This window comes from Gordonia rubripertincta (genome assembly GCF_038024875.1).
GTDB lineage: Bacteria > Actinomycetota > Actinomycetes > Mycobacteriales > Mycobacteriaceae > Gordonia > Gordonia rubripertincta.
On the sequence record NZ_CP136136.1, the window covers coordinates 547,479 to 564,988 of the forward strand.

Consider the following 17,510-nt stretch of genomic DNA (forward strand, 5'->3'; position numbering starts at 1 on the left):
TCGTGCCAGCCTTCAGCCCCCTCGAATGGCCGGTGTTCCGCCAGCTTCGGTCGGGCGACGTCTTCGGGCGCGGACCGGCCGTCACGTCGGCGAAGACACGGGCCATCGAGCCGCGTACGGCCACCGCCGACCGAGTGGTGCAGAGCGTGTGCCCGTTCTGCGCGGTCGGATGCGGGCAGAAGGTGTATGTCAAGGACGAGCGCGTCGTCCAGATCGAGGGCGACCCCGACTCCCCCATCTCCCGTGGCCGCCTGTGCCCCAAGGGAGCGTCGAGCGAACAGCTCGTCAACAACCCGCTGCGTCAGACCACTGTTCGGTACCGCGCGCCGTACGCGACCGAATGGCAAGACCTCGACCGCGACACCGCGATCGACATGATCACCGACCGCTTCCTCGAAGCAAGGCGTCGCGGTTGGCAGGAACACGACGACGACGGCCGACTACTGCGCCGCACGATGGGCATCGCCTCACTCGGCGGCGCCACCCTCGACAACGAAGAGAACTATCTGATCAAGAAGCTCTTCACCGCGGCGGGTGCGATCCAGATCGAGAATCAGGCGCGCATATGACACTCCGCCACGGTTCCCGGTCTGGGGGCCTCGTTCGGACGCGGCGGCGCAACGCAATCACTGCAGGACATGGCCAACGCCGATTGCATCATCCTCATGGGTGGCAACATGGCCGAGGCGCACCCGGTGGGTTTCCAGTGGGTCGCTGAGGCCAAGGCGCGTGGGGCACGCGTCATCCATGTCGACCCGCGGTTCACCCGAACCTCGGCGGTGGCCGACAAGCACATCTCGATCCGTGCCGGCTCGGACGTCGTCCTACTCGGCGCGCTGATCAACTACGCGATCAGCCATGAGAAGTACTTCCGCGAGTACGTGGTCGCCTACACCAACGCGGCGACGCTGGTCTCCGAGGACTTCCGCGACACCGAGGACCTCGACGGCCTCTTCTCCGGATTCGACCCGGAGACAGGGGAATACGATGCCAGTTCGTGGGCCTATGAGGAACCGGGCGGGTCGAGCCGACCCGAGCACACGTCGGGAACGGTCGAATCGCCCGGGGAACCGGACGCCGGCCCGCCCGCCAAAGATCGCGCCGTCGGCCACGAACACGGTTCCGGCGGACCGCCGCTCGAACACGGCGCAACGGTGCGCGACGACTCGCTGGAGCATCCGCGGAGCGTCTTCCAGATCGTGCGCCGGCACTATTCGCGCTACACGCCCGAGATGGTGCGCGACATGTGCGGCATCTCCCTCGCGGACTTCGAGTACCTCGCCCGGTCGGTCACCGACAACTCCGGCCGCGACCGCACGACCTGCTTCGGCTACGCCACCGGTTGGACCCAGCACACCTTCGGCTCCCAGTTCATCCGCGCCGCATCGGTGTTGCAGCTCCTGCTCGGCAACGTCGGACGTCCGGGCGGCGGCATCATGGCCCTGCGCGGCCACGCGAGCATCCAGGGTTCGACGGACATCCCCACGCTGTTCAACCTGCTGCCCGGTTATCTGCCGATGCCGTCGGCAGGAAAGCACGACACCTTCGACGACTACATCGAGGCGATCACGTCGAAGAACGAGAAGGGGTACTGGGCCAACGCCGAGGACTACATGGTGAGCCTCCTCAAGGCCTGGTTCGGCGACGCCGCAACCGCCGAGAACGACTGGTGCTACGACCATCTGCCGCGCCTGACGGGTCCCGCCGGCACCTACCAGACGACGGTCGACATGCTCGCCGGCAAGGTCGACGGCTATTTCGTCCTCGGACAGAACCCCGCAGTCGGCTCCGCCAACGGCCGCCAGGCGCGGATGGCGATGTCGCATCTGAAGTGGCTCGTGGTGCGCGATCTCAACATGATCGAGTCGGCGACGTGGTGGAAGGAGGGGCCGGAGATCGAATCCGGTGAGCTGCGCACCGAGGACATCGCCACCGAGGTGTTCTTTCTGCCCGCCGCCACCCACGTGGAAAAGGCCGGCTCGTTCACCCAGACCCAGCGAATGGTGCAGTGGCGCCATCAGGCCGTCCAGCCGCCCGGCCAGTGCCAGAGCGAGATGGACTTCTTCTTCGAACTCGGCCGACGCATCCGTGAGCGTCTCGCCGACTCGACCGACAAACGCGACCGCCCGCTGCTCGATCTCACCTGGGATTATCCCCTCGATGAACACGGGAACCCCGAACCCGAGGCCGTGCTGTCGGAGATCAACGGGTACCGCGTCTCCGGACCCGACGCCGGCAAGAACCTGACGTCGTATACCCAGATGGCCCGGGACGGCTCGACCGCCGGCGGCTGCTGGATCTACACCGGCGTGTACGCCGACGCCCACAACATGGCGGCCCGACGCGTACCCCAGGGTGGCGACGGCGTCACGCAGCACGAGTGGGGCTGGGTGTGGCCGGCGGATCGTCGAATCCTCTACAACCGCGCCTCCGCCGATCCCGATGGCAAACCGTGGAGCGAACGCAAGCGGTACATGGAATGGGACGCCGACGCCGGCCGCTGGGTGGGACCCGACGTACCGGACTTCCCGGTCGATCTCGCGCCCGACGCGCGGCCGGACCCGTCACTCGGCGGCGTCGACGCGTTGTGCGGCGACGACCCGTTCGTCATGCAGGCCGACGGCAAGGGCTGGCTCTTCGCGCCGCGCGGTCTCGTCGACGGTCCGCTCCCGACGCATTACGAACCCCAGGAGTCGCCCGTGGTCAACTCGCTGTATCCGCAGCAGCAGTCGCCGGCACGGGTGCTCTTCCCGCGCGAGGACAATCTCGACGCCCCCAGCGGCGAGACGCCCGGCGCCGAGGTGTACCCGTTCGTGTTCACCACCTACCGGCTCACCGAACACCACACCGCCGGCGGGATGAGCCGCTGGACGCCGTATCTGTCGGAGCTGCAGCCCGAGATGTTCTGCGAGATCTCGCCGCAGCTGGCGGCCGAGCGCGGACTGACCAACGAGGGGTGGGCGACGATCGTCTCGCCACGCGGTGCCATCGAGGCTCGCGTCCTGGTGACCGACCGGATGATGCCGTTGATCATCAACGGCCGTCAGGTGCACCAGGTCGGCCTTCCGTACCACTGGGGCGTCGGCTCCGACGCCGTGGTCAGCGGTGATGCCGCCAACGACCTGATCGGGGTCACACTGGATCCCAACGTGCAGATCCAGGAGTCGAAGGTCGGCTCGTGCGATGTGATCGCCGGTCGTCGACCCCAGGGCACCGCCCTGGTCGAACTGGTACGTGCGTACCAGGAGCGCGCCGGCGTGACCACCGAGACCGACAACCAGCACATCACCGGAAAGGCGGAGGAGTAGATGGGGCAGCTGTCCGGACCGACCGATCCGACCTCCGACGTGGGGTGGCACACCCACGAGAACCGGAAGGGGTTCTTCACCGACACCTCGATCTGCATCGGCTGCAAGGCCTGTGAGGTCGCCTGCAAGGAATGGAATGCCAACCCGCGCGACGGCGACCTCGAACTGACCGGCATGTCGTATGACAACACCGTCGCGCTGGGTGCGAGCACGTGGCGCCACGTCGCCTTCATCGAACAGAGCGCCGACCGTATCGCGGAGGCCCGCGAGTCGGGGCGAGCACTGGTCGGACTCGGTATGCCGTCGATGCCCGACCGTGAGGGGTTCGGTGGTACCGACCGACGAGAACCGTCGGCCGGTACCACCGAGGCCTCTGCCGCGGGCGTCCGTGACGTCACACCGCCGGACACACCCGAGTTCCGCTGGCTGATGTCCTCCGACGTCTGCAAACACTGCACGCACGCCGGGTGCCTCGACGTGTGCCCCACCGGGGCGTTGTTCCGCACCGAGTTCGGGACCGTCGTCATCCAGGACGACGTCTGCAACGGATGCGGAACATGTGTCGCCGGTTGCCCGTTCGGCGTCGTCGAACGCCGCGCCGACGGCACCGCGGCGCCGACGACCCGCTCCGGAGAACGCAAAGGCGAGCAGCCCGAGGTGCCGAAACGGGGTGTCGCGCAGAAGTGCACGCTCTGTTACGACCGCCTCCTCGACGACGAGACGCCCGCCTGCGCGAAGACCTGCCCCACCACCTCGATCAAGTACGGCGATCACGACGACCTCGTCGCGGACGCTCAGACGCGCGTCGCGCAACTCCACGAGCAGGGCATGACCGAGGCGCGTCTCTACGGCGCCAACCCCGACGACGGTGTCGGCGGCACGGGTTCGGTGTTCCTGCTCCTCGACGAACCCGAGGTCTACGGCCTGCCACCGGATCCGCGCGTGTGCACCGCCGATCTCCCGGCGATGTACAAACGGGCCGGCGTCGCCGCGGTGGGTATGCTGGCCGCGGCCGCCGTGTCGTTCCTGAGAGGTGGCCGGTGACGTCGTCGGAGTTCGATTCCTTCCGACCTCCGGAGCCCCCTCGGCGCGGCAGACGCGGACGTGGCGGAAAGCGCAAGCAGCGCAGCGGCTTCGGCCAAGGTGAGGGCAACCGCGAGATGTCGATGGTGCCCGACGCCGAATTCTCCTCGTACTACGGCCATCCCGTCGTCAAGCCACCACCGTGGGACGAGAAGGTGGCCGCCTACCTGTTTCTCGGCGGCGTCGCCGGCGGCTCGGGCGTGCTGGCGGCCGGCGCCCAACTCACCGGCCGGGACGAACTGCGCCGGAACGCGAGACTCGGCGGACTCGGCGCGGTGGGACTCGGCGCGATCGCCCTCGTCGCCGATCTGGGGCGCCCCGACCGCTTCTACAACATGCTGCGCACGTTCAAGGTGACCTCACCGATGAGCGTCGGCTCCTGGATTCTCTCGGCGTTCAGCGGCGCCCTCGGTGTGGCCGCGGTCGGCGAGGTCGACCGGATGACCGGTTCCCGCCTACCGCTCGGCGTGCTGCGCCCGTTGTTGCGCGCGGTAGAAGCGCCGGCCGGGCTGGCCGCCGCGGTCGCCGGACCGCCGCTGGCCGTCTACACCGCGGTGCTCCTGTCCGATACCGCGGTGCCGACCTGGAACGCCATGCACCGCGACCTGCCGTTCGTCTTCGTCAGCTCCGCGAGCCTGGCATCGAGCGGTCTGGCGCTTGTCACCACCCGGACATCGCAGGCCGGACCGGCTCGCACGCTGGCCGCACTCGGGGTCGTCGGAGACCTCGCCGCGATGCGGATCATGGAGAGCCGGATGGACCCGGTGACGGCCGAACCGCTGCACGACGGGACGGCCGGGAAGCTCCTGCGGTGGAGCGAGCGGCTCGCCGTCGCGGGCGGCATCGGGGCCCTGGTCAGCGGACGTTCGCGCCCGGTGGCAGTCGCGTCGGGTGTCGCGTTGCTCGCCGCCTCGGCCTGTACACGCTTCGGTGTCTTCGATGCCGGGATCGAATCCGCGAAGAACCCCCGCTACACGATCGAGCCGCAGAAGCGCCGGCTCGCCGCCCGGCGGGCAGCCGGAATCACCGGCGACTCGATCACGACCGGTCCCGCTACCGAATCCTGATCCCGGACCCCACGACGGTCTCCCCGATCACCGGGTACCCCGGTACCTCACCGATGACCAGCAGCCCACCGGAGGTCTGGGCGTCGGCGAGGAACAGCAGGTCGTCCTCGGAGACGCCGTCGTCGGTGCTCAGATGCGGGCGCACCCAGTCGAGGTTCCGCCGGGTACCACCGGAGACGTACCCGTCGCGCAGGGCTTCGCGGGCACCGCTGACGGCCGGAACCGCACTGCGATCGAGGACCGCACCGAGGCCCGATGCGCGGCACATCTTGTGCAGATGCCCGAGGAGGCCGAAGCCGGTGACGTCGGTGGCCGCCCGTGCCCCGGCGTCGACGGCGGCCGTCGATGCGTCGCGGTTCAGTGTGGTCATGGGCGAGATCGCCTCGTCGAAGACCTCACCGGTCTGCTTGTGACGGTTGTTGAGCAGCCCCACCCCGATCGGCTTCGTCAGCGTGACGGGCAGGCCGGGTGCGCCGGCGTCGTTGCGCAGCAGCTTCTCCGGTGCCGCCACCCCGGTGACCGCCATGCCGTACTTCGGTTCGGGGTCGTCGATGGTATGACCGCCGATGACCGGGCATCCGGCCTCGGCGCCGATCGCGAGACCACCGCGCAGCACCTCGGTCATCAGTTCCATCGGCAGTACGCCGCGCGGCCAGCCGACGAGGTTGATCGCCACCACCGGCGTCCCGCCCATCGCGTAGATGTCCGAGAGGGCATTGGCCGCAGCGATCCGCCCCCACTCGAAGGGATCGTCGACGACGGGCGTGAAGAAGTCGGCGGTGGAGAGGACGGCCAGGTCGTCGCGGATACGGACCGCGGCCGCATCGTCACCGTCGTCGAGCCCGACGATGATGTCGTCGCCGGACTGCCCGGTCAGCCCGGCGACGGCCTGCTCGAGTTCGCCCGGCGGGATCTTGCACGCGCAACCGCCACCGTGGGCGTATCCGGTCAGTCGGCCAGGGGTTTCGCTGCTGACAGTCACCCCGCCGACCCTAGCGTCGATCCGATCGCTCATGGGGCGGCGCGACGATGGCTACCATCGGGGAGATGAGGCAAGCAGACGGCGAGTACTACGTCACGGCCGGCGAGCTGCAGGCGTTCTGGGAGTCCGGACACGATTACTGGTACATGCGGGAAGACGGGTCCACCGATCTCTACTCCGACGAGCTCGACATCACCCACGGCTGGCCGATCTTTCTGATGAAACGCGACGAGGAATGGCTGGCCAGGTGGGACAACGACTTCCGACGCGCCGTCGAGGACGACCTCAATCCCAAACTCATCCGCCACTTCGAAGAGCTGATCACCGAGGGCAATTGGCCGCACCAGCAGGACTGACGGCGCCCGAACATGACACGCGTTAGGTTGTAAGACGCACGGAGGCGTACGGGTCCTGGTGGGCTCCCCGGTCTTCAAAACCGAGGAGGTCGAGTATCTCGGCCTGGCGGGTTCGATTCCCGTCCGCCTCCGCCATTACCCAGGAGGCTGCGTGTCCGACCCACGTCGACGGATACCGCGCACCGACGCCCTGTTGGCCCTGCCGCTGGTGACGGAAGCGCGGGAGCGATTGGGTGACACGGCTGTTCGAGAGATCATCCGCGATGCCCAGGAGGCGGCCCGACGCGGCGAGATCCCACCGGACGACGTCGCGCAACGCGTCGCCGACGCCGTGAGCGTTCACCGGGTGTCGTCGGCCCGTCCGGTCCTCAACGCCACCGGCGTGGTGGTGCACACCAACCTCGGTCGCGCCCCGTTGTCGGCCGCGGCGCTCGACGCGGTTGTCGCCGCGTCGGGCTACGTCGACGTGGAACTCGACCTGCACACCGGCCAACGATCCAAACGTGGTGCGGTCACCCGCGCCGCGCTGTTGCGGGCCTGCCCCGCGGCGGGCGATGCCCTGATCGTGAACAACGGGGCGGCGGCCCTGGTCCTCACGACCACCGCGCTGGCCGCCGGGCGGGCGGTCGTGATCAGTCGCGGCGAGATGATCGAGATCGGTGCCGGGTTCCGGCTCACCGAGTTGATCGCCTCGACCGGGGCACGCCTACATGAGGTCGGGACCACCAACCGCACCCACCTGCGCGACTATGCCGACGCCGTCACAGGCGACGATGTCGGCGCCATCCTGAAGGTGCATCCGAGCAACTTCCGCGTCGAGGGATTCACCAGCGAGACCTCGCTGACCGAACTGCGCGACCTGGGCCGGGCCCATGGCGTACCGGTGGTCGCCGACATCGGCAGCGGACTCCTGCAACCCGATCCCCTGCTCCCCGACGAACCGGACGCCGCCACCACGCTGTCCGCCGGTGCCGATCTGGTCATCGCCAGTGGAGACAAGTTGCTCGGCGGACCCCAGGCCGGACTCCTCCTCGGCGACGCCGAGCTGGTCCGGCGAGTCGCCAAGCACCCGCTGGCACGCGCCGTTCGTGCCGACAAGCTCGCCCTCGCCGCGATGGAGGCGACGGTCGGCGGACCGCGTCCCCCCGTGTACGAGTACCTGCATGCCGACACCGATCGTCTCCGAGAGCGGGCTGAGAGCCTGGGTGCCGCAACCGGTTTCCCGGTCGTCGAACACGATGGGCGAGTCGGGGGCGGCGGCGCACCCGGCGTGCCCCTGCCCGGCTGGGCGGTGCGTCTGCCGGTGAGCACCGCACAACGTCTGCGACTCGGCGACCCGGCGGTCCTGCCACGTGTCCACGACGACGCGTGCCTCATCGACCTGCGCTGCGTCCCCGAGGCCGATGACGCCCTGGTCCTCACCGCGATCAAGCAGGCGCTGGACGAGGCGTGAGGTCGCACGCGTGAAGTACGTGGTGGCCACCGCGGGGCACGTCGACCACGGCAAGTCGACGCTAGTCCGAGCCCTCACCGGCATCGAACCGGACCGCTGGGAGGAGGAGCGCCGCCGCGGACTGACGATCGACCTCGGGTTCGCCTGGACCACATTGCCTTCCGGCGCCGATGTCGCCTTCGTCGACGTCCCGGGTCACGAGCGGTTCATCCCCAACATGCTGGCCGGACTCGGCCCCGCGCCGGTCGTGATGTTCGTCGTCGCCGCCGACGAGGGGTGGAGCGCCCAGTCCGATGACCACCGTGACGCGCTGGCCGCGCTCGGCGTCGAGCACGGACTGCTGGTGATCTCCCGCGCCGACCGGGCTACCGATACCCGCATCGGGGACGTGATCGCCTCCACCCGTGTCGAATTGGCCGACACCGGGCTCGCCGAGGCTCCGATCGTGGTGGTGTCCGCACTGGAAGGACGGGGGCTCGACGAACTACGCACCACCCTCGATGCGGTCCTCGCCCGGACGCCACGGCCCCCGACGTCGGGCCGCGTGCGCTTCTGGATCGACCGTTCCTTCACCCGCACCGGGGCGGGAACCGTCGTCACCGGCACGCTGGCCGCCGGCACCATCGGGGTCGGAGACACCCTGGAGTTGGTGGGCGCCGATGCGCCCCGGACTGTCGATGTCCGCGGATTACACAGCGAAGGAACAGCTCTCACGACGGTGGAGCCGGTCAGCCGGGTCGCGGCCAACCTCCGCGGCGTCGGGGTCGACGCCCTGGCCCGCGGCGACGCCCTGATCACCCCGGGCGCGTGGCATTCGTCGGCTCAGGCCGACATCAGGCGCGTCGGCGGGGTCGCGTTCGACGAGGTGCCCGAACATCTCGTCGTCCACCTCGGTACGGCGGCACTCTCCGCTCGGCTACGTCCCTTCGACGCCGATCACGCACGTCTCACATTCGCACGCACCGTGCCGCTTTCGCGGGGCGACCGCCTGGTGTTGCGGAATCCCGGTCAGCGGATCGTCGGCGGCGGGACCGTCCTGCATCCCGACCCGCCCGCACTCCGTCGCCGCGGCGATTCGGCTCGCCGGGCAGCGGTTCTGGCGCAGATGGGCGACGCCGACGGCGCCGCGGACGAGGTCGCTCGACGTGGCGCGGTGCGCCTGCCGGAGCTCCGGCGACTCGGTCTCGTCGGCGATGAGGACACGGCGCCGTCCGGGGTCCGGGTCGTCGACGACTGGTGGGTCGACGAATCATCCTGCGCTGCATGGACCGGGCGTCTGCGTTCTGCGGTCGGCGAAGTCCATGAACGGGAACCCATGTCGGCCGGTCTGTCGATCTCGGGAGTCCCTGCGATGCTGGAACTCCCGGACGCGGCGCTGTTGCCGACCGTGATCGCCGAGGCCGGGGTCGCCTCCGTCGACGGGTATCTCTCGATGCCTGGCCATATCCCGGATCTCGGTGACGCCGAGGAGGCGATGAGCGCACTGGAGCGGCGTCTGGCCGAGGACCCGTTCCGCGCCCCCGAGGCCGACGACCTCAGCGCGCTCGGACTCGGCGCCAGAGAACTCGCCGCGGCCGAACGCACGGGCCGCATCCACCGACTCCGCGACGGCGTGGTGTTGCTGCCGACCGCGCCGGCACTGGCCATGCGGTCGCTCGCCGCGCTGGACCAGCCCTTCACGACCACCGAGGCACGCCAGGCGCTCGGCACGACACGGCGGGTCGTGATCCCACTACTCGAACACCTCGACGCCCGGGGGTGGACCCGTCGTATCGACGCCGGCTACCGCGAGGTCGTGCGCTGAGCCCACTGGTCGCCACCGCCGAACCTCGTTTCGACTGCGCGACCTCGATCGACGTCGCATCGTCGAAGTGAGGTCCACCCGTCGGGTGTCATATACCGAGGACAACCAAAAGGGGCCCACCCCCGAAGGGATGGGCCCCTGGTCGCGTCACTCGTGATCAGCCGAGGACCAGCGACTCGCCGTCGGCACTGACGTTCACCGGAACGATGTCGCCGTCGCGGATGTCGCCGGAGAGCAGCTGCCTGGCGAGCTGGTCGCCGATGGCCTGCTGCACCAGGCGGCGGAGCGGACGGGCGCCGTACAGCGGATCGAATCCACGTGCACCCAGCCATTCCTTGGCCTTCGGCGAGACCTCGAGGTCGAGGCGACGCTGGGCCAGCCGCTTCTTGAGCTGTCCGAGCTGGATGTCGACGATCGCCACCAGCTCCTCGGGGCTCAGCGGGTCGAAGATGACCACGTCGTCGAGGCGGTTGATGAACTCGGGCTTGAAGGCCGAGCGCACCGCGTTCATGACGTGTTCCTTGTCGCCACCGGCGCCGAGGTTCGACGTCAGGATCAGGATGGTGTTGCGGAAGTCCACCGTCCGTCCCTGGCCGTCGGTGAGTCGACCTTCGTCGAGCACCTGCAGCAGCACGTCGAACACGTCCGGATGGGCCTTCTCGATCTCGTCGAACAGGACCACCGTGTACGGCCGACGCCGCACCGCCTCGGTCAGCTGACCACCGGCCTCATACCCGACGTAACCGGGTGGAGCACCGACGAGCCTTGCGACGCTGTGCTTCTCGCCGTACTCGCTCATGTCGATGCGGACCATCGCCCGCTCGTCGTCGAACAAGAACTCGGCGAGTGCCTTGGCCAGCTCGGTCTTGCCGACGCCGGTCGGGCCGAGGAACATGAACGAACCCAGTGGCCGGTTCGGGTCGGCGACGCCGGCCCGGGCACGACGCACCGCGTCGGAGACGGCCTCGACGGCAGCCTTCTGTCCGATGACTCGCTTGCCCAGTTCGTCCTCCATGCGCAGCAGCTTGGCGGTCTCACCTTCGAGCATGCGTCCGGCCGGGATTCCGGTCCACGACGACACGACCTGTGCCACGTCGTCGGGTCCGACCTCCTCCTGGAGCATGACGTCCTGCCCGGGATCGGTACCGGTCTTCTCCAGCGCGGCCTCGAGTTCCTTCTCCAGTCCGGGGATTCGGCCGTACCGCAGCTCGGCTGCGCGTCCGAGGTCACCGTCGCGCTCGGCGCGTTCGGCTTCTCCACGGAGACGATCCAGCTCTTCCTTGAGGTCGCGTACCGCGTCGATCGCGGTCTTCTCCGACTGCCACCGTGCGGACAGCTCGTTGAGCTTCTCCTTCTGGTCGGCCAGTTCGGCGCGCAACTTCTCGAGCCGTTCCTTCGACGCCGCGTCCGTTTCCTTCTGCAGCGCAACCTCTTCGACCTCGAGCCGGCGGACGATGCGCTCGACCTCGTCGATCTCGACGGGGCGCGAGTCGATCTCCATCCGCAGCCGCGACGCCGCCTCGTCGACGAGGTCGATGGCCTTGTCGGGGAGGAAGCGCGAGGTGATGTAGCGGTCGGAAAGGGTTGCGGCAGCGACCAATGCGGAGTCGGTGATGCGCACACCGTGGTGCACCTCGTACCGGTCCTTCAGGCCGCGCAGGATGCCGATGGCATCCTCGACCGACGGTTCGCCGACGTACACTTGCTGGAATCGACGCTCGAGCGCGGCGTCCTTCTCGATGTACTTACGGTATTCCTCGAGGGTGGTGGCACCGACCAGCCGCAGCTCACCACGAGCGAGCATCGGCTTGATCATGTTGCCGGCGTCCATCGCGGAATCGCCTGTGGCACCGGCTCCGACGATGGTGTGCAGCTCATCGATGAAGGTGATGATCTGGCCGTCGGAATTCTTGATCTCGTCGAGCACGGCCTTCAGCCGCTCCTCGAACTCGCCGCGATACTTCGCGCCGGCGACCATCGAACCCATGTCGAGGGAGATGACGGTCTTGTTCCGCAGCGACTCGGGTACGTCACCGGCGACGACACGCTGGGCGAGGCCCTCGACGATCGCGGTCTTGCCGACGCCGGGCTCACCGATGAGGACCGGGTTGTTCTTGGTCCGTCGGCTGAGCACCTGCACGACGCGCCGGATCTCGGTGTCGCGACCGATGACCGGGTCGAGCTTGCCCTCGCGGGCGGCCGCGGTCAGGTCGGTCGAGTACTTCTCGAGCGCCTGGTAGGTCGACTCCGGGTCCTCGCTCGTGACCCGTCGGCTCCCGCGGACTGCGACGAACGCATCCCGCAGTTCCTGGGGGGTTGCTCCGGCGTTGTGCAGCAACTTGGCGACATCGGAGTCACCGGTCGCCAGACCGACGACGATGTGCTCGGTCGAGACGTACTCGTCGCCGAGTTCACCGGCCAGCTGCTGAGCTGCGCTGACCGCCGCGATCGATTCGCGGGAGAGTTGTGGGGTGGCACTGGCCTGCGCGACCGTCGGCATGCGGTCGACCAACATCTGGGCCTGCGCACGAACATTCGACGGGTCCACGCCCACTGCCTTGAGCAGCGGCGACGCGATGCCGTCGGACTGATCGAGCAGTGCCACCAGGATGTGGGCGGGCCGCACGTCGGGGTTGCCAGCACTGGCCGCCGCCTGCACAGCAGCGCTCAATGCCTGCTGTGTCTTCGTGGTGGGGGTGAAGCTGTCCACTCGCGTGCACCTTTCTCTTTAGTCCAACAGGCTCAAGTATGAGCCATACGAGGGATGCAACGCCAACAAAGTTGAGTCCATTCCGCTCATGCTTACCATTTTTGTGATGTGTGCCACTCACCCCAGGGTCGCGGTTTCTCAGAGGAAGCGCCACCCGCACCAGCCCGGTGACGAGACACTCGCCGATCCGGGCTCAGCTTTCAGTGGACAGACGTACACTGAGATCATGCCTGCCGAACCTGTACGCACTCGCGAACTGCCGGCGTTGGCAGCCTTGGGCCGCGATGAGCTGAACAAAGCGGTCGCGGGGATCGCGACCGTCCATTCATCCGTGGCCGATACCGTCTTCACCGGCCTGCGGGTCGTGTGGGGTCCGAGGGTCCGCCCCGCCCAGATGGTGCACGACGCGATCAGCACGTCCATCTACTCGGCGATCACGTCGACCGTCGACGTGGCCGGTGACCTGGCCGAGTCGCTGGCGGTGCACAACAGCGGCGTTCCCTCCGAGACCAAACGAGGCGCCGTGGCCCTCGGCATCCTCGACGGACTGATCGGCGATCAGCTGACCGCCGAGCATTCGCCCCTGGCCCCCGACATCGCAATCCGCGTCGACGGCGCGGCCGTTCCCATCACCCCGGATGGACTCGCGACCGCCTTCCCCGAGGCAACCGGACACCTGACGATTTTCCTGCACGGCCTGATGGAGACCGAGTTCGCGTGGGAACGCGGCAAACGGCCCACTTACGGCACTCGCCTCGCCCACGATCTCGGCAGCACCGAGGTTCAGATCCGGTACAACACGGGACGCCATATCAGCGAAAACGGCCGCGATCTCGCGCGACTGCTCGACGACCTGGTCTTGCTGTGGCCGGTTCCGATCACCGGCCTCACCCTCATCGGCCACTCGATGGGCGGTCTGGTCATCCGCAGCGCATGCCATCAAGGCGCTGCGCGTGATGCTTACTGGCCCAAGCTCGTTCGACACACCGTATGCCTCGGCACTCCCCACCTCGGGGCACCGCTGGCTCGAGGAGTCCACCGCGCAACGGCAGCGTTGCGCCTGTGGCCGACGAGCCGACCGTTCGGCACCTTGCTCGGTCGTCGCAGCGCCGGGGTTCGCGACCTGTTCCGCGGGGCCGTCACCGAGGAACACTGGCGGGACGCCGATCCGGAAGCCTTCTCGCAGCCCGCCGTCGACTATCCGCCCCTGATGGAGGGGGCGCGACACCTCTACGTGACGGCCACGGTGACCCAACGTCCGGACCACCCGTTCGGCCGCATCGTCGGCGACGGATTGGTGCTGACCAACAGTGGCGGTGGTCGGGATCGCAAGCATCACCTCGGATTCGAGGTCGACGACGGATTCCACATCGGCGGCGCCCACCACTTCACCTTGCTCAACGACGACGCCGTGTACGACTGGATGCTCCCGCTGCTGAGACCCCGGCGCGCGCTGCCGCGGGGCACCCGCTGAACCCACCCGCCGTCCGTCACGATCGCGACCTCGCTCCACAAGCGCTGGCCCCAGGTAGCGCGTCTACCCCGAACTCGCGATTTTGCGGTGGCGCGAACCGGTCCGCACCCGCCACCACAACCACACCCACGACACGATGACCAGCACAGCGACCAACCCGCGCACCAGCCCGAGTGCCGACTCCGGGTAGATCACCCCGGTCAGGTAGTTGTCGATGAATCCGGTGGGCGGCAGTCCTCGCTCGCCCGCCTGGTGACGCGCCCAATTCTCGGCGTCGGTGAGTGGGCACTCCAAGCCCAGGACCACCGATGCGATCCCCCAGGCCACCGCGACGAGGTGCAGCAGGATCGTGCGCGGCCACCGCCAGGCGATGAACCCGCCGAACATCACGTACAGCAGGAACATCATGTGCAGGACCGCTATGCCGTCGGCCAGGACCCGATAAGGCATGTGTCCAGCGTAAATGGGGCGGGTTCGTCAATCTGCCGATCTGGGACACACGTGTATCGGACACTCGGAGCGAGGACACCCACTCGACGGAAGGACGCCTTCGGTGAGCACCAGCATGACCGACGAGGCCGCCAACGTACTTGCCGATCCGACGGCGTACGCCGACGAACCACGACTACACGCCGCGATGGCACATCTCCGGGCGAACAATCCGGTCGCGTATGTGGACAAATGGCCTTACCGCCCCTTCTACGCGATCACCAAGCGCACCGACATCATGGACATCGAGCGCGATCACAACCTGTGGCTCAGCGAGCCGCGACCCGTGCTGGTGACCGCTGCGGCCGACGATTTCGCCAAGTCACAACTCGAGTCCGGAGCGGGACTGCGCACCCTGATCCACATGGACGACCCCCACCACAAGAAGGTCCGCGCGATCGGACAGGACTGGTTTCGGCCAAAGGCGTTGCGTGCGCTGCAGATCCAGGTTGACGCACTCGCCAAGCGCTTCGTCGACAAGATGGCCGAGATCGGTCCGGAATGCGACTTCGTCGAGGATGTCGCCGTCCACTTCCCGCTGTACGTCATCCTGTCGCTGCTCGGGCTGCCCGAAGAGGACTTCCCGCGGATGCACCAGCTCACCCAGGAACTGTTCGGCGGCGACGACGCGGAGTACCAGCGCGGCACCACCGTCGAGGAACGACTGGCGACACTGCTCGACTTCTTCGACTACTTCAGCAAGCTGACCGCCTCGCGCCGAGCGAACCCCACCGGCGACCTGGCGTCGGCAATCGCCAACGGCCGCATCGACGGTGAGCCCATGTCTGACGTCGACACCGCGTCCTACTACGTGATCGTCGCCAGCGCCGGCCACGACACCACCAAGGACGCGATCTCTGGCGGTCTGCGCGCGCTCATCGAGAACCCCGGCGAACTCGCCCGCCTCCGGCACGAGCCCGACCTCATCGGCACCGCCGTCGAGGAGATGATCCGTTGGACCACACCGGTCAAGGAGTTCATGCGTACCGCCGCCGCGGACACGACGGTGCGCGGCGTACCCATCGCCGAGGGCGAATCCGTCTACCTCGCTTACACTTCCGGGAACCGTGACGAAGAGATCTTCGACGACCCGTTCACCTTCGACGTCGCCCGCTTCCCGAACAAACACCTCGCGTTCGGTTACGGCGTGCATTTCTGCCTCGGCGCAGCCCTGGCCCGGATGGAGATGAGGAGCCTGTTCAGCGAACTGATCCCGCGTCTGGACTCGATCGAGTTCGCCGGCGAACCCGAGTTGGCCGCCACCGTGTTCGTCGGCGGACTCAAGCACCTGCCGATCCGCTACTCGCTGCGCTGAGACACACGCGTCGAAGCCGGTCGAACTGGGTACACGGACATCCATGACCCACTTCGACTTCTACTTCGATCCGGTGTGCCCGTTCGCCTGGGCCGCGTCACGATGGCTCCGGGAACGCGCGGCCACACACGGCGCCGAGGTCGACTGGCATCTCATGAGCCTCGCGATCCTCAACGAGAACGAGAAACCCGACTCCGACGAACAGCGCCGCCAACTCGACACCGCCCGCCGCCTGGGTCGCGTCGTCGCTGCTGCGACCGCGAAAACCGGTGCAGATGCGATCGACCCGCTCTACACAGCACTCGGCAAACGCATCCACCATGCCGGCGACGAGATGACACCCGCCGTCGTCTCCGAGGTGCTGACCGAGGCCGGCCTCCCCGCCGAACTGGCCGACGCGATGGACGACGAAACGTTCGACGGCGCGGTGCGCGACTCCCACCAGCGTGGTCAGGACGCCCTCGGAGAGGACGGCGGCAGCCCCATCCTCGGGATCGACGGCACGTTCTTCTTCGGTCCCGTGCTGGCCGACCTCCCGACCGGCGACGAGGCCGAGGCGCTCTACTCCGCGCTCGTCACCCTCGCGGGCACCTCGAGCTTCGCCCAGTTGAAGCGGCCTGCGGACCCGCCGACGTTCTCGTGATCAGCGGATCTCCAGGTCGACGCGCTCGTCGTAGAAGCAAATGAGGTCCCGCACCGGCTCCGCGTCGTGCAGCGGATCGGTGTAGGTCCACGCGACGTCGGGGATCACCTCGTCGCCGAGGATCGCCGACCAGTACGTCGCCTGCCCCTTGTACGCGCAGACCGTGACGGTGTCGGAACGCTGGAGGACGTCCATCCGGACGTCTTCCCGCGGAATGTAGTGCCGGACCGGTAGGTGGGTCTCGAGAAGCAGCGTCGGGTGCCGGCTGTCGGCCAGCACGGTGTCGCCGATCCGCACGACGACGTGTCTGCTGGTGGGCAGGCAGTCGATGCGTTGGTACGGGTCGTGCGCATGGCCCATCACGGTCTGCTCCTCCTCACGCCATTCGTCGAACGCGTCCCAGTCGAGTAGTACGTACCCGGCGAGATCGGGGTCGTCGAGCCGGAAGCCGGCCCCGGCGAGCGTCCGCCCGTCGGCAACGATGTCGTACGTCGCGCCCGATGCGGTGTGCAGCGCGAACGGGTGCGCCGGGGTCAGGATCGGCGGGTGCTCGGCGGGCGGCAGCGTCGGGGTGTGGTGTTCGAGCGGCCCGACGATGTCTGCGGACGGCACCGCGTAACACCCGACCACCCGATGCGGCTCCCACACCTGGATAGGCGCAGCGGAATCGACGACCACCTGGCCGTCGGCGAAGGCGCGGACACGCCGGCGCATGTCCGTCCACCGCAGCAGACCCACCTGAGACTTCGTGACTTCATCCAGTGACGTGGCCATGGACCGATGGTCCTCCGGCTCGCGGGGATCCGCCAGGGGTCGTCATCGGTGA

The 17,510-nt window shown here is 68.1% G+C and carries 13 protein-coding genes and 1 tRNA gene; 10 read left to right on the forward strand and 4 right to left on the reverse strand.

From position 1 onward, the window contains the following. The first annotated feature begins 2 nt into the window (after positions 1-2). From fdh to nrfD, 3 genes are read left to right on the forward strand one after another with little or no spacing between them, the layout of a single operon-like run. Positions 3-3,308 carry a formate dehydrogenase gene (gene fdh, locus RVF83_RS02360; RefSeq protein ID WP_005198162.1) on the forward strand — a complete coding sequence of 1,102 codons (3,306 nt, stop codon included), beginning with the start codon at positions 3-5 and terminating at the stop codon, positions 3,306-3,308. Further along, positions 3,309-4,352 carry a 4Fe-4S dicluster domain-containing protein gene (locus tag RVF83_RS02365; protein WP_005198159.1) on the forward strand — a complete coding sequence of 348 codons (1,044 nt, stop codon included), beginning with the start codon at positions 3,309-3,311 and terminating at the stop codon, positions 4,350-4,352. It begins immediately after the preceding gene. After that, positions 4,349-5,458 carry an NrfD/PsrC family molybdoenzyme membrane anchor subunit gene (gene nrfD / locus RVF83_RS02370; protein ID WP_039880346.1) on the forward strand — a complete coding sequence of 370 codons (1,110 nt, stop codon included), beginning with the start codon at positions 4,349-4,351 and terminating at the stop codon, positions 5,456-5,458. Before RVF83_RS02365 ends, nrfD begins: the two co-directional genes overlap by 4 nt. On the opposite strand, the gene selD is transcribed toward nrfD, so the two are convergent. After that, entirely contained in the window at positions 5,445-6,473 is a 1,029-nt protein-coding gene (selD, locus tag RVF83_RS02375) for a selenide, water dikinase SelD (RefSeq protein ID WP_005198155.1), read from the reverse strand. The genes nrfD and selD overlap by 14 nt on opposite strands. 32 nt (positions 6,474-6,505) lie before the next feature. Here selD and RVF83_RS02380 point away from each other — a divergent pair, with 32 nt between their 5' ends. The 4 genes from RVF83_RS02380 (at position 6,506) to selB (ending at position 10,053) form a co-directional block, all read left to right on the forward strand. Continuing rightward, positions 6,506-6,796, forward strand: coding sequence for a hypothetical protein (locus RVF83_RS02380; protein ID WP_247602454.1), 291 nt, complete (start codon positions 6,506-6,508; stop codon positions 6,794-6,796). Between the two features lie 40 nt (positions 6,797-6,836). Then, positions 6,837-6,931: transfer RNA gene (locus RVF83_RS02385), tRNA-Sec, on the forward strand. Between the two features lie 16 nt (positions 6,932-6,947). Then, positions 6,948-8,249, forward strand: a complete 1,302-nt coding sequence (gene selA, locus RVF83_RS02390; RefSeq protein ID WP_005198151.1) for an L-seryl-tRNA(Sec) selenium transferase — start codon at positions 6,948-6,950, stop codon at positions 8,247-8,249. Between the two features lie 10 nt (positions 8,250-8,259). Next, positions 8,260-10,053 (forward strand): selenocysteine-specific translation elongation factor, encoded by a 1,794-nt coding sequence (selB, locus tag RVF83_RS02395; protein ID WP_005198150.1) that lies wholly within the window; start codon positions 8,260-8,262, stop codon positions 10,051-10,053. Positions 10,054-10,210: 157 nt separating this feature from the next. Here the strand turns inward: selB and clpB are convergent, their stop codons facing one another. Next, positions 10,211-12,763, reverse strand: coding sequence for an ATP-dependent chaperone ClpB (gene clpB / locus RVF83_RS02400; RefSeq protein WP_005198149.1), 2,553 nt, complete (start codon positions 12,761-12,763; stop codon positions 10,211-10,213). Positions 12,764-12,989: 226 nt separating this feature from the next. Between clpB and RVF83_RS02405 the strand changes: the two genes are divergently transcribed. Further along, positions 12,990-14,237: an esterase/lipase family protein gene (locus tag RVF83_RS02405; protein WP_005198147.1), complete on the forward strand. Its 1,248-nt coding sequence runs from the start codon at positions 12,990-12,992 to the stop codon at positions 14,235-14,237. Between the two features lie 63 nt (positions 14,238-14,300). On the opposite strand, the gene RVF83_RS02410 is transcribed toward RVF83_RS02405, so the two are convergent. After that, on the reverse strand, positions 14,301-14,687 hold the full coding sequence (locus tag RVF83_RS02410; RefSeq protein ID WP_005198146.1) for a DUF2784 domain-containing protein: 387 nt from the start codon (positions 14,685-14,687) through the stop codon (positions 14,301-14,303). A gap of 115 nt (positions 14,688-14,802) precedes the next feature. Here RVF83_RS02410 and RVF83_RS02415 point away from each other — a divergent pair, with 115 nt between their 5' ends. Continuing rightward, positions 14,803-16,041: a cytochrome P450 gene (locus RVF83_RS02415; RefSeq protein ID WP_039880344.1), complete on the forward strand. Its 1,239-nt coding sequence runs from the start codon at positions 14,803-14,805 to the stop codon at positions 16,039-16,041. A 43-nt stretch (positions 16,042-16,084) separates the two neighbouring features. Beyond that, a complete protein-coding gene (locus RVF83_RS02420) occupies positions 16,085-16,684 on the forward strand; it encodes a DsbA family protein (protein ID WP_005198144.1) in 600 nt (199 codons plus the stop codon). Here the strand turns inward: RVF83_RS02420 and RVF83_RS02425 are convergent, their stop codons facing one another. Then, on the reverse strand, positions 16,685-17,458 hold the full coding sequence (locus RVF83_RS02425) for a DUF427 domain-containing protein (RefSeq protein ID WP_005198143.1): 774 nt from the start codon (positions 17,456-17,458) through the stop codon (positions 16,685-16,687). It abuts the gene before it with no gap. Positions 17,459-17,510: the final 52 nt, after the last annotated feature.